The sequence below is a fragment of the Streptococcus oralis genome (genome assembly GCF_026782235.1).
GTDB lineage: Bacteria > Bacillota > Bacilli > Lactobacillales > Streptococcaceae > Streptococcus > Streptococcus oralis_CC.
Genome location: NZ_JAKUWE010000007.1, coordinates 44,038 through 56,128, shown reverse-complemented (window position 1 = coordinate 56,128; position 12,091 = coordinate 44,038). Strand labels below are relative to the sequence as shown.

General features: G+C 40.8%; 13 protein-coding genes. 2 read left to right on the top strand and 11 right to left on the bottom strand.

Annotation, left to right across the window (positions count from 1 at the left end; genetic code table 11):
- Positions 1-67 precede the first annotated feature (67 nt).
- Positions 68-478, top strand: coding sequence for an HIT family protein (locus MK396_RS09485; protein ID WP_268724399.1), 411 nt, complete (start codon positions 68-70; stop codon positions 476-478).
- 9 nt (positions 479-487) lie between these two features.
- A complete protein-coding gene (locus tag MK396_RS09480; protein WP_049505129.1) occupies positions 488-775 on the top strand; it encodes a hypothetical protein in 288 nt (95 codons plus the stop codon).
- 441 nt (positions 776-1,216) lie between these two features.
- Here MK396_RS09480 and dnaJ read toward each other — a convergent pair whose 3' ends face one another.
- The 11 genes from dnaJ to MK396_RS09425 all read right to left on the bottom strand — a co-directional run bounded on the left by dnaJ (position 1,217) and on the right by MK396_RS09425 (position 12,033).
- Positions 1,217-2,353, bottom strand: a complete 1,137-nt coding sequence (dnaJ, locus tag MK396_RS09475) for a molecular chaperone DnaJ (RefSeq protein ID WP_268724398.1) — start codon at positions 2,351-2,353, stop codon at positions 1,217-1,219.
- 606 nt (positions 2,354-2,959) lie between these two features.
- Positions 2,960-4,783: a molecular chaperone DnaK gene (dnaK, locus tag MK396_RS09470; protein WP_268724397.1), complete on the bottom strand. Its 1,824-nt coding sequence runs from the start codon at positions 4,781-4,783 to the stop codon at positions 2,960-2,962.
- A gap of 277 nt (positions 4,784-5,060) precedes the next feature.
- The gene (gene grpE, locus MK396_RS09465; RefSeq protein WP_268724396.1) at positions 5,061-5,576 is read right to left on the bottom strand and encodes a nucleotide exchange factor GrpE; all 516 of its coding nucleotides are present in this window, start codon (positions 5,574-5,576) and stop codon (positions 5,061-5,063) included.
- 26 nt (positions 5,577-5,602) lie between these two features.
- Positions 5,603-6,637: a heat-inducible transcriptional repressor HrcA gene (gene hrcA / locus MK396_RS09460; RefSeq protein ID WP_268724395.1), complete on the bottom strand. Its 1,035-nt coding sequence runs from the start codon at positions 6,635-6,637 to the stop codon at positions 5,603-5,605.
- 160 nt (positions 6,638-6,797) lie between these two features.
- Complete coding sequence (locus MK396_RS09455; RefSeq protein ID WP_213988887.1) at positions 6,798-7,310, bottom strand: DUF2812 domain-containing protein; 513 nt, start codon at positions 7,308-7,310, stop codon at positions 6,798-6,800.
- Between the two features lie 34 nt (positions 7,311-7,344).
- A complete protein-coding gene (locus MK396_RS09450; protein ID WP_247921258.1) occupies positions 7,345-7,920 on the bottom strand; it encodes a DUF2812 domain-containing protein in 576 nt (191 codons plus the stop codon).
- Complete coding sequence (locus MK396_RS09445) at positions 7,920-8,240, bottom strand: PadR family transcriptional regulator (RefSeq protein WP_247921257.1); 321 nt, start codon at positions 8,238-8,240, stop codon at positions 7,920-7,922. The genes MK396_RS09450 and MK396_RS09445 overlap by 1 nt, the downstream gene beginning before the upstream one ends.
- A gap of 114 nt (positions 8,241-8,354) precedes the next feature.
- Positions 8,355-9,701, bottom strand: a complete 1,347-nt coding sequence (glnA, locus tag MK396_RS09440) for a type I glutamate--ammonia ligase (protein ID WP_268724394.1) — start codon at positions 9,699-9,701, stop codon at positions 8,355-8,357.
- Between the two features lie 36 nt (positions 9,702-9,737).
- Positions 9,738-10,094: a transcriptional repressor GlnR gene (gene glnR / locus MK396_RS09435; protein WP_268724393.1), complete on the bottom strand. Its 357-nt coding sequence runs from the start codon at positions 10,092-10,094 to the stop codon at positions 9,738-9,740.
- A 76-nt stretch (positions 10,095-10,170) separates the two neighbouring features.
- Positions 10,171-10,698, bottom strand: a complete 528-nt coding sequence (locus MK396_RS09430) for an FUSC family protein (RefSeq protein WP_268724392.1) — start codon at positions 10,696-10,698, stop codon at positions 10,171-10,173.
- A 135-nt stretch (positions 10,699-10,833) separates the two neighbouring features.
- Positions 10,834-12,033: a phosphoglycerate kinase gene (locus tag MK396_RS09425; protein WP_268724391.1), complete on the bottom strand. Its 1,200-nt coding sequence runs from the start codon at positions 12,031-12,033 to the stop codon at positions 10,834-10,836.
- Positions 12,034-12,091 lie beyond the last annotated feature (58 nt).

Below are 12,091 nucleotides of genomic sequence, written 5' to 3'. Positions count from 1 at the left end.
ATTTTCTCCGAATCTGGTATAATGTAGCTATATTATATCAAAATTTAATACAGTAGAGGTGGATTTTATGTCAGATTGCATTTTTTGTAAGATCATCGCAGGGGAGATTCCTGCTTCAAAAGTATACGAGGATGAGCAGGTTCTTGCCTTTCTTGATATCTCTCAAGTAACGCCTGGACACACCCTCATTGTACCCAAAGAGCATTTTCGCAATCTTTTGGAGATGGACGCTGCCAGCGCTAGCCAACTCTTTGCCCAAGTACCAACAGTGGCTCAAAAAGTCATGAAGGCTACCAAGGCTGCCGGAATGAACATCATCGCCAACTGTGAGGAAGTTGCTGGTCAAACAGTCTTTCATACTCACGTGCATCTCGTACCTCGCTACGGTGCAGAAGATGACCTCAAGATTGACTTTATCGCCAACGAACCTGACTTTGACAAACTTGCCCAAGTCGCTGAAACCATTAAAAACGCTTAAGGAGATGCCATGAAACTATCCAATCTATTGCTGTTTGCAGGAGCTGCAGCTGGAAGTTATTTTGTCGTGAAAAATCGCCAAGCCATTCAGGATGAAGTGCTAGATACAACTGACCGCATTGAATCTATCAAGGATGATTTGGATATCATCCAAAACAGCTTGCAAATCATCGACCAGCAAAAAGCCCTTATCAAGGAATATCAAAAAGACTTGACCTACAAGTTCAAAGTCTTGGAAAAAGATTTCCAGACTAGACTAGCTGTGATAAAAGAAACACAGGAGCTTGAGGATAAGTAAAAAAGAGCCCGATGGCTCTTTTTAGTTTATAGATTTTTTAAGACTTTCCTTAAGTAATGACGGACGGTAGCGACCTTCTTCGAAATTCCATACCTAAACTTTGAGCCTAGGTCTCAAAGTTTCCGAACACCTGAAATCAACTGGTTTCAGGTGTTTTCATTACGGCGAAAAGTCTGGGAAAGTATTTGATATATACTCAATGAAAATCAAAGAGCAAACTAGGAAACTAGCCGCAGGTTGCTCAAAACACTGTTTTGAGGTTGTAGATAAGACTGACGAATTCAGTCACATATATACGGCAAGGCGACGTTGACGCGGTTTGAAGAGATTTTCGAAGAGTATTAGTTATGAAATGGTGAATGAGTTGTCTAAATTGTGGTGTATAGTTGATGGGATATAGCTTGTTTACGCTTTAAAAAGAGCCCGACGGCTCTTTTTACTTTATTCTCCTTCAAAGGCATCTTTAATATGGTCAAAGAAGCCTTTTTTCTTTGGATTGACTTTCAAGTCACCTGCAGCTGCGAATTCTTTAAGCGCTGCTTTTTGACGGTCGTTCAAACCTGTCGGAGTCACGACATTGACAGTAACGTATTGGTCACCAACCGCACCGCCACGAAGGCTCGGTGCTCCCTTGCCACGTAGACGGAATTTCTTGCCAGTCTGAGTTCCCTCTGGAATAACCAATTCGACAGCGCCATGCACAGTTGGAATTTCCACAGTATCTCCAAGAGTTGCTTGGACAATATTGAGATTCAACTTGTAGAAAATAGTTGTTCCTTCACGTTCAAATTTATCACTGGCTTCAACAGAAACCACCACGTACAAGTCCCCGTAAGGTCCACCGTTAAAGCCTGCTTCACCTTGACCAGCTAGGCGGATTTGTTGGCCAGTTTCCACACCAGCAGGGATTTTCACATGGACGCTATGAGCTTGTTTTTCATGCCCTGTTCCGTGACAAGTTGTACATGGATCTTTAATTTCTTTTCCACGACCATGACAGACATCACAGGTTACTTGGCGACGCATCATACCAAGAGGAGTCTGCGTATCAACGTTAATGACACCAGCGCCATGACAGCGTCCACAAGTGACTGGACTTGTTCCTGGCTTAGCACCAGATCCGTTACAGGTACGACAGCTTGCTTCACGGTTGTACTTAACTTCCTTTTCTGTTCCGAAGATGGCTTCTTCAAAGGTCAAATTCACACGGTACTGGAGGTCATCCCCTTGACGAGGAGCGTTTGGATTGCGTGAAGCTCCGCCTCCTCCGAAAAAACTTGAGAAGATATCTTCAAAACCACCGAAGCCACCTGCTCCGTCAAATCCGCCAAAACCACCAGCACCACCAAAGCCACCGTTGGCACCTGCAGCACCATATTGGTCGTAGGCTGCACGTTTTTGGTCGTCACTCAAAGCCTCATAGGCTTCTTGAACTTCCTTGTATTTTTCCTCAGCTCCAGGCTCCTTGTTGATATCTGGATGGTATTTTTTGGAAAGCTTACGATAAGCCTTTTTGATCTCGTCTGCCGAAGCGTTTTTTGACACCCCCAGACGATCATAAAATTCAGTATTGTTCATACAAGATACTAAGAGCGAACAGAAAGCGACTGAAATTTAGGTAACCGACAAGAAATCCTGATTTCTTAGGAGGTTTATCTAATTTCCAAGCTTTCCGCTCGAGTTCAATTATGAACACCCTTATTCCTTTCTGTTAATATTAGGTAACGAAACCACGATTTAGGTCTGGTTCAATTCCTTTCTTTTATATTGATGAGAAAACTCAAATAAATTAGGTTCAGAACCTTTTTACCGAAAAACAGAGGCTGGGTTGCAACCTCTGGATTTCTTCCTATCATTATTACATTTAGACAAAGTACCTTAGTAATTCGTCATTCTTAACGAGTTAGGCTTAACTGAGTTTCGGCTAAAAGCTTCGGAAAAAAGATAAGCCATCTTTTGTGCATCGCACAAGGCGATGGCTTCCTATTTTTCTTTCGTTTTTTTAACGCCTCAACATCTTACCGAATTGAGCACGCCCTAACCTCTTGGTGAAAAAGAGACGTAGCTGTTTTCGCTTTAGCGAACTACAGATATGGCTACCTTTAGGTGCAAATCTTCCTAGAAACTAAAGTTTCTGCATCAGATTTCCTATTTTCACTGTGAGGTTTTAACGGGCTTTGCATCTTATTTTTCCGTAAACTCTCCGTCTACGACGTCATCGCCTGCGTTTCCTGTTGCTTGTGCGCCTTCTGCTCCTGCTTGAGCTTGTTGTGCTGCTGCGGCTTGTTCGTAGAGTTTAACAGCAAGTCCTTGAGCTTTTTCGTTCAATGCTTCAAGTTTTGCTTTCATTTCGTCCAAGTTGTTGTCTTCTTGCGCTTTCTTAAGGTCATCAAGGGCAGCTTGGGCAGCGTCACGCTCTGCATCGAAGCCTTTTCCTTCAGTTTCCTTGATTGTCTTTTCAGTCGCAAAGATTGCTTGGTCTACTTCGTTACGAAGGTCTACTTCTTCTTTACGTTTCTTATCTGCTTCAGCGTTTGCTTCTGCATCTTTCATCATGCGGTCGATTTCTTCATCAGTCAAACCTGAGTTTGATTGGATAACAATTGTTTGTTCTTTTTGAGTTCCAAGGTCTTTGGCCTTAACAGACACAATACCATTCTTGTCGATGTCAAATGTTACTTCGATTTGAGGAATTCCACGAGGTGCAGCTGGGATGTCAGTCAATTGGAAGCGTCCAAGAGTCTTGTTATCTGCTGCCATTGGGCGTTCACCTTGAAGAACGTGGATATCAACGGCTGGTTGGTTGTCCGCTGCAGTTGAGAAGACTTGTGATTTAGATGTTGGAATAGTAGTGTTGCGATCGATAAGTTTTGTGAAGACACCACCCATTGTTTCGATACCGAGTGACAATGGTGTTACATCAAGAAGGACAACGTCTTTCACATCACCAGTGATTACACCACCTTGGATAGCAGCACCCATGGCAACAACTTCGTCAGGGTTTACTGATTTGTTTGGTTCTTTACCAGTTTCAGCCTTAACAGCTTCTACAACGGCTGGGATACGAGTTGAACCACCAACAAGGATAACTTCGTCGATTTCTGACAAACTCAAACCTGCATCTGAAAGGGCTTGACGAACTGGAACTTTTGTACGTTCAACAAGATCACGAGTCAAATCGTCAAATTTCGCACGAGTCAAAGTCATTTCCAAGTGAAGAGGTCCAGCCTCACCAGCAGTGATGAATGGCAAGCTGATTTGTGTTGAAGTTACACCAGAAAGGTCTTTCTTAGCTTTTTCAGCCGCATCTTTCAAACGTTGCATTGCCATCTTGTCAGTAGACAAATCAATACCGTTTTCTTTCTTGAATTCTGCAATCATGTGGTCAATAATTTTTTGGTCAAAGTCGTCACCACCGAGTTTGTTATCCCCTGCAGTCGCCAATACGTCGAAGACACCATCACCGAGTTCAAGGATAGAGACGTCAAATGTACCTCCACCAAGGTCGAATACCAAGATTTTTTCTTCTTTGTCAGTCTTGTCCAAACCGTATGCAAGAGCTGCTGCAGTTGGTTCGTTGACGATACGTTCTACTTCAAGACCAGCGATTTTACCAGCGTCTTTGGTTGCTTGACGTTGAGCATCGTTAAAGTAAGCTGGAACTGTGATAACCGCTTTAGTTACTTTTTCACCAAGGTATTCTTCAGCGTAACCTTTCAAGTATTGAAGGATCATAGCTGAGATTTCTTGTGGAGTGTATTCTTTACCATTAGCAGAAACTTTTTCAGAAGTTCCCATCTTAGATTTGATAGAGATCACTGTATCTGGGTTTGTAACTGCTTGACGTTTTGCGGCATCACCAACGATGATTTCACCGTTTTTGAATGATACTACAGATGGAGTTGTACGGTTTCCTTCTGGGTTTGCGATGATTTTGCTTTCAGTTCCTTCAAGAACTGCAACTGCTGAATTTGTTGTACCTAAGTCAATACCGATAATTTTAGACATGTGTTTTTCTCCTTAAATTTTATCTTATTTTTTCTTTTTGATACTTCCCTCAGGTGGTGGGAAATATCTTCCTTGCAAGCCTCCGGCTTGCTTTTTATCTTTCTTTCATAGTTTATTGTCGTTTCGGACAAGTTTTCTATTATGTATGTTGCAACCGTCAGAATTGCCTAATCGAACACGCCCTAAGCTCTGGGTAAAAAAGATAGATTTTCTTGTGTTCATCGAACACTTCGTCAATCTCCTATTTTTACTGTGAGCTTTTTACAGGCTTTGTATCTTAGTTATAAACAACTACCATGGCTGGGCGTAGGATGCGGTCATGGAGTTTATAGCCTTTTTGAAAGACTTGGGCGATGGTATCTGCTGGATGTTCATCGTCTGCTGGGAGAGTTTGGATGGCCATATGATAGTTATGGTCAAATTCGCCGTCAGCTGCAATTTCTTCGATTCCTTCTTCTTTTAAGGCATGTACCAAACTTTCTTGGACCATTTCCAAGCCTTTCTTCACATCATCTGTTAACCCTTCAACAGCAAGCGCACGTTCTAGGTTGTCAAGCGATGGTAAGATTGCTTTCGCCAAGTCCTGGCTACGATAACATTGCAAGTTTTGACGTTCTTCATTGGCACGGCGTTGAATATTTTGCATTTCTGCATGAGCACGAAGATATTTATTTTCAAACTCGTCCGCACGTTCATTTGCCAAGTCTAACTCTGACTTTTCAGGAGTTGTTTCTTCAACTGTTTCCACAACTTCCTCTTCTTTTACTTCTTCATTTTTTATATCTTGGGCCATTTTCGCCTCCTTTAATGATTTCAAAATTAATTTACTTCGTAATGATTACTGTTGAGGTAGCGATAAAAATCTGTCAACTTCATGGTCAAAACACGATTGACCACATTGACTTGGTTGACCAATTGCTGGTAATCCAGATTGACCGGACCGATAATCGCTAGAATTCCAAAACCTCGATAAGGAATGAGGAATTTACTGCTAATCACCGCCAAGTTAGCTAGACAAGACTCTTGACTGTCCGCAACACGGACATTTTGCATTTGATCTCCATGCAGACCCTCACGAATCTCCAGAGCCACTTTCTGTAGTTGGTCAAAGAACTGATAGGCTGTCAGATTGGCAAAATTCAAGAGATTGACCTTGCCCGCCACTACAATGTTTTCGTTAAACATTTCCCTAAAGATATGTTCAAAGAGATCCATGACATTGTCCGTAGTTGTGAAGTAACGCTGGATAATCTGCGGAATCTCTGTCCGAATCTTGTAGTGAATATCTAGAACAGTGTGCCCCAAGAAACGTTCTTGAATGATGCTCTTCAGTTTCAGCAAATCTTCCTGCAAGAAGTTTCTTGGAATCAGAAATTGACTGGTAACCGTTCGGGACTCGTCTAGGGTAAATACTGCCAAGGCTGTATGTTGTCCCAAAACAACGATATCAAAGGCTGTCAACCGTTGCCTGCTCGGCTCAACATCCAGTGCTACTACCGTGCAATCACTCAGGTCTGTCAGTAGATTAGCGGCCTCTTGCAGAATATCCTCTAGCTTGAAGAATTCCTGATCAAAGGCTTTGACAATCTCATAAACCTCATTTTCAGCTAGTCTGTCAAAATCCAGTGAATGTTTCACATAGTACTGAAAACCAGCAACACTTGGCATCCGACCGCTTGAAGTATGAGCCTTCTCAAGCAAACCCTGCTTCTCTAGAGCCGCCATGTCATTACGAATGGTTGCACTGCTAGAGTTAATAGACTCTTGCAAGGCTTTGGATCCGACAGGTTCGTGCGTTTTGGTAAAGATGTCAATAATCAGATTTAAAATATCCTGCTGACGCTCTGTAACCATCTCATCACTCCTCTCTGTCCGATCGATTAGCACTCTATGTACTCAAGTGCTAACTCATGATTCTATTATACACCCTTAGAAGAGAATGTCAAGACAAAAACTCAAAAAATTAGCACTCTTTTACCAAGAGTGCTAAAAATCAGTCTAAAGACCTAGAAACTTACTTCTCATCTACTTGGTATTTCCTTTTAAGTCTAAAAAAGCCGTAGATTAGATAAGAAATTAAACAAGTGTATAAAACGAAAATAATAAAGAAAGACTGAGACAAGTTTTCTCGATACAAACTCATGCAAACAACAAGACCACCTGAAAAAGTGGCTATACAGGAACGAAGTCTAGACCGCATAACTTCCCATCTGAGACCCTTACTCATATAGACTTTCTCCTCTGAAAGTATATCAGAAGTTGGTTTACGAAGAATTGAACAAAAACCTGTTTCTATCAATTCCCAACCGCTATTTCTAAAATCTTGCAGTTCATGCTTATACTTTTTAAGAAATCTAGAATCATAGATACGGTAGATGACATCGTCAGGTTGGCATTGGCTAAAATAGAAAAAACCAAAACGACTCGTTCTATATCTCCAGCCTTTCAAGTGCATCTCACGCAAATACTCTTCTCCCTTGTCCAAATCAACAATGGTGAAAATCCGAAATTGTACTTTGCTATTCATTGTCTTACCTCCAAATCAGAAAACATACATGGTTTTATTTATCAGATAATTCTCTCCACTTTTGAAACAATCTCCAAAAAATATAAGAAATCTGAATCACAAAAACGATCAATAAAACACAATCTATTATGACAATCAAAAACACTTCCCAACTGAAATAACCTTTTCCAGTGAGTAACTTTGAGAAAACCAATAGCAGAGCTGAAAATAGAAGAAAAATAGGGAACATTCGCATTATTAAAATCCGCTTGATCATAGCTAACTTGCCAGCCGCATCGTTATAAATTTCAAATTCTACATCCGATTCAATTTCAGAATGTACTTTTCTAAAATAGGAAAAACTATTAAAGTCGGTAATATGCTCCCAGCCACAGTCTTTAAATAATTGTAAATAGGAGGCTCTCTCTGATTTTTCCATTGGGTAAAAATCCAACTGATAAGATACTTGCTCAGGCTGACATTTTTCAAAAGTATACTTAACTACAAACAATAAAATAGAATAGCTTACTTTCCTAAGTTTCCAGCCCTTAGCATGCATTTCTCTAAAGTATAGAGCTTCCCTCTCATAATCCGCAATTGTAAAAATTCGATAAACAATTTTCTTTTCCATCATACTTCCTCCAAACTGTTTCTATAGAGCCGTTCAATACGTTTCAATTCAATATCTAAGACTTTGCGTCCCAAGTCTGTAATCTGATAGATTTTCCGTTTTTCCTCCTCTCGGACAAAAGAAATCAAGCCATCCTTTTCCATCTTTGACAAGGTTCCATACATAGTTCCAGGACTAATCGAAACTTGCGAATCAGTCATCTCCTTGACCTTTTGTGTGATACCATATCCATGGTTCTCCTTCTGTAAACAAAACAAGATATAAAAACCTGTTTCAGTCATGGGAAGGTAAACACGCCTGATCTTATCTGTTAATTCCATTTATAATCACCTTCTATTCAGTTCGATATATCGTACCTCGTTATATAAACTATATCACACCCCGATATAAAACACAAGAAAAAAAGATCACCCTCAGGCAATCTTTCTTCTATATTAGTAAAGATCTAAATAATTATCAACTTCCCATTGTGACACAAAGGTTGCATAGCTAGCCCACTCGATACGTTTAGCTTCAAGGAAGCTCGTGTAGATGTGATCTCCTAGGGCAGCCTTGACTACTTCATCTTCAGTCAAAGCTTTCAAGGCGTTGTGAAGCGTTGATGGAAGGTCAGTAATTCCAGCTTCCTTACGCTCTTCTGCTGTCATGATGTAGATATTTTCTTCGATAGGAGCTGGTGCTTCGATTTTATTTTCAATACCATGCAAACCAACTTCCAAAAGAACCGCCATAGCGATGTATGGGTTTGCCATTGGGTCCACTGAACGCAACTCAAGACGAGTTCCCATACCACGTGAAGCTGGTACACGCACAAGTGGCGAACGGTTACGACCAGCCCAAGCAATGTAAACAGGTGCTTCATAACCTGGAACCAAACGTTTGTATGAGTTAACTGTTGGGTTCATGATGGCAGTATAGTTGTAGGCATGCTTGATCAAACCACCAAGGAAATGGTAGGCCGTTTCAGACAACTGCATTCCTTTTGGATCATTTGGATCAAAGAAGGCATTGTTTCCTTCTGCATCAAACAAGGACATATTACAGTGCATACCTGATCCAGCGATACCAAATTTTGGTTTTGCCATAAAGGTTGCGTAAAGACCGTGTTTACGAGCAATCGTTTTAACAACGAGTTTAAAGATTTGAATCTTGTCACAGGCACGGAGGACTTCATCATACTTGAAGTCAATTTCGTGTTGTCCAACCGCAACCTCGTGGTGACTTGCTTCTACTTCAAATCCCATTTTAGTCAAGACATTAACGATTTCACGACGTGTATTGTCCGCAAGGTCTGTAGGTGCCAAATCGAAGTAGCCACCCTTGTCATTTACTTCAAGAGTCGGATCCCCATTTTCATCCAGCTTAAATAGGAAGAATTCTGGTTCTGGACCAAGGTTGAAGGATTTGAATCCTACTTCTTCCATATGACGAAGTGCACATTTCAAATTGCCACGAGGGTCACCTGCAAATGGTTTACCTTCTGTTGTATAGACATCACAGATCAAACCTGCAACACTTCCGTTTTCATCTCCCCAAGGGAAGACTGTCCATGTATCCAAGTCTGGGTACAAGTACATATCTGACTCATTGATACGTACAAAACCTTCAATAGAAGATCCATCAAACATAGCCTTGTTTGACAAGACTTTATCTAACTGTTCATCTGTAGCAGGAATTTCGACGTTTTTCATCGTTCCCAAAATATCTGAGAACATGAGACGAATAAAGGTAACATTTTTTTCCTTGACTTCACGACGAATATCTGCAGCTGTGATTGGCATGGTTTTTCTCCTTAATATATGACTACTTGCGATTGCCTAACCGCGACCAAAAGGTGAATGTGCTGAAGCAAAGCGTCCCTGCTGGAGGAGTTCATTATGAAGTGCGCGACGCACCTCTGTCTGACTCACCACTTTCTTGGACTTCGCCTCACGTTCAGCATATTTTTTCTTAATGGCAGCGATATTGTGGCCTTCAGAGATATAATCTTTGATTTCAAGCAGACGATCCATATCATTCAACGAATACATGCGACGGTTTCCTTCGTTTCGATCAGGTTTAATCAACTCTTGATCTTCGTAATAACGAATCTGACGCGCCGATAGATCGGTCAACTTCATAACACTGCCGATAGGAAAAACAGCCATATTTCGGCGAAATTCTTTTTCCTTCATTTACATTTTCCTTCTTTCTGTCTATTATAGTCTAAAAAAAGACAAACGTCAATTGATAATGTCATAAAATGTAACATTATTTTTCTTTTTTCTCTAAAAAGAGATGAATACGATCAATATCATAATTTACGAGAATTGCGACAAAAACTCCCATGAAAGTTTCCGATACGCGCGCAAACACGTACAAAATTGTTTCACCGCTCGGTATTGATAGGGTAATGATTAACATAGCTGCTACACCACCAATAACCCCTGATTTATTATTCATGGCCACATTTGTCATAATGGTTAACATAGTGCAGATTGGAACAACCACCAAGGTCACCCAAAAGGCTCCGTGAAATAAGGTATTTAAGAGAAAAAAGATAAGAGCGTAGAAACCACCGATACTATTTCCTAGAATACGTGAAGTCCCAAAATGGACACTCTTATCAAAACTCTCCCTCAGACTAAAAACCGTTGTCAAAGCACCGATTTGAAGACCTTTCCAGCCAAAAAAGCCAAAAATCAAAAGAACTAGAAAAACGGCAATTCCCGTTTTAAAAGTCCGCATACCAAGTTTGAACTGTGACTTATCAAATTTATATTTTTTAAAATAACTCATAATCTCAACTTTCTACTACCATTTTAACATAAATCAGTTGATTTTATGAGTAAAAATCAATAGGAAGCGTTTTTAATTTAGGCTATAAAAAAGAGGAAACAGAGTTCCTCTTTTCTTTGATTCATTTATAAAATCTTATTTTTCAGTCAAGGCCGCAAGTCCTGGAAGAACTTTACCTTCAAGAAGTTCCATTGATGCTCCACCACCAGTAGAAATCCATGAGAACTTGTCTGCACGGTCAAGGTTGATGGCTGCAGCAGCTGAGTCACCACCACCGATGATTGATTTCACACCTGGTTGTTTCACGATAGCATCCATCACACCGATTGTACCAGCTTGGAAGTCTGGGTTTTCAAATACACCCATTGGTCCGTTCCATACAACTGTCTTCGCACCAGTCAATTCTTGATCGAATTTAGCGATAGATTTTGGACCGATATCCAAACCAAGGAAGCCTGGATCAACTGCTTCACCTTCAGTGTCTTTCACTTCAGTGTAGTCTGCAAATGCGTTTGCTTCTTTTGAGTCAACTGGTAAGATCAATTTGCCGTTTGCTTTTTCAAGAAGAGATTTCGCAACATCCAATTTGTCTTCTTCTACAAGTGAGTTACCGATTTCGATACCTTGAGCTTTGTAGAATGTGTAAGTCATCCCACCACCGATAAGAACTTTATCAGCTTTTTCAAGCAAGTTTTCGATAACACCGATCTTGTCTGAAACTTTTGAACCACCAAGAATCGCTACGAATGGACGTTCTGGAGCTTCAACTGCTTCTTGAATGTAGGCAATTTCGTTTTCAAGAAGGAAACCAGCAACTGCTTTTTCAACGTTTGCTGAGATACCAACGTTAGATGCGTGTGCACGGTGAGCTGTACCGAATGCATCGTTTACGAAGATGCCATCTCCAAGTGATGCCCAGTATTTACCAAGCTCAGGATCATTTTTAGATTCTTTCTTGCCGTCAACATCTTCGAAACGAGTGTTTTCAACCAAGAGAACTTGTCCATCTTCAAGAGCGTTAATAGCGGCTTCCAATTCAGCACCACGTGTAACACCTGGGATAAATTTAACTTCTTGTCCCAATTTAGCAGCCAAGTCAGCAGCTACAGGAGCAAGTGATTTACCTTCTTTGTCTGCTTCTTCTTTTACACGTCCAAGGTGAGAGAAGAGGATTGCGCGTCCACCTTGTTCAAGGATGTACTTGATAGTTGGAAGAGCTGCAGTGATACGGTTGTCATTGGTAATCACGCCATCTTTAACAGGTACGTTGAAGTCAACACGAACGAGAACTTTTTTCCCTTTCAAGTCAACGTCTTTAACAGTCAATTTTGCCATTAGATATGACTCCTTCTTTTTTTATACGTGTTAATTATATCACAAAATCCGCAAAAGA

Bases quoted from the DNA above. Each gene is read 5' to 3' on its own strand.
- MK396_RS09485 (WP_268724399.1), top strand. From the start codon at position 68: ATGTCAGATTGCATTTTTTGTAAGATCATCGCAGGGGAGATTCCTGCT.
- MK396_RS09480 (WP_049505129.1), top strand. From the start codon at position 488: ATGAAACTATCCAATCTATTGCTGTTTGCAGGAGCTGCAGCTGGAAGT.
- dnaJ (WP_268724398.1), bottom strand. From the start codon at position 2,353: ATGAACAATACTGAATTTTATGATCGTCTGGGGGTGTCAAAAAACGCT.
- dnaK (WP_268724397.1), bottom strand. From the start codon at position 4,783: ATGTCTAAAATTATCGGTATTGACTTAGGTACAACAAATTCAGCAGTT.
- grpE (WP_268724396.1), bottom strand. From the start codon at position 5,576: ATGGCCCAAGATATAAAAAATGAAGAAGTAAAAGAAGAGGAAGTTGTG.
- hrcA (WP_268724395.1), bottom strand. From the start codon at position 6,637: ATGGTTACAGAGCGTCAGCAGGATATTTTAAATCTGATTATTGACATC.
- MK396_RS09455 (WP_213988887.1), bottom strand. From the start codon at position 7,310: ATGAATAGCAAAGTACAATTTCGGATTTTCACCATTGTTGATTTGGAC.
- MK396_RS09450 (WP_247921258.1), bottom strand. From the start codon at position 7,920: ATGGAAAAGAAAATTGTTTATCGAATTTTTACAATTGCGGATTATGAG.
- MK396_RS09445 (WP_247921257.1), bottom strand. From the start codon at position 8,240: ATGGAATTAACAGATAAGATCAGGCGTGTTTACCTTCCCATGACTGAA.
- glnA (WP_268724394.1), bottom strand. From the start codon at position 9,701: ATGCCAATCACAGCTGCAGATATTCGTCGTGAAGTCAAGGAAAAAAAT.
- glnR (WP_268724393.1), bottom strand. From the start codon at position 10,094: ATGAAGGAAAAAGAATTTCGCCGAAATATGGCTGTTTTTCCTATCGGC.
- MK396_RS09430 (WP_268724392.1), bottom strand. From the start codon at position 10,698: ATGAGTTATTTTAAAAAATATAAATTTGATAAGTCACAGTTCAAACTT.
- MK396_RS09425 (WP_268724391.1), bottom strand. From the start codon at position 12,033: ATGGCAAAATTGACTGTTAAAGACGTTGACTTGAAAGGGAAAAAAGTT.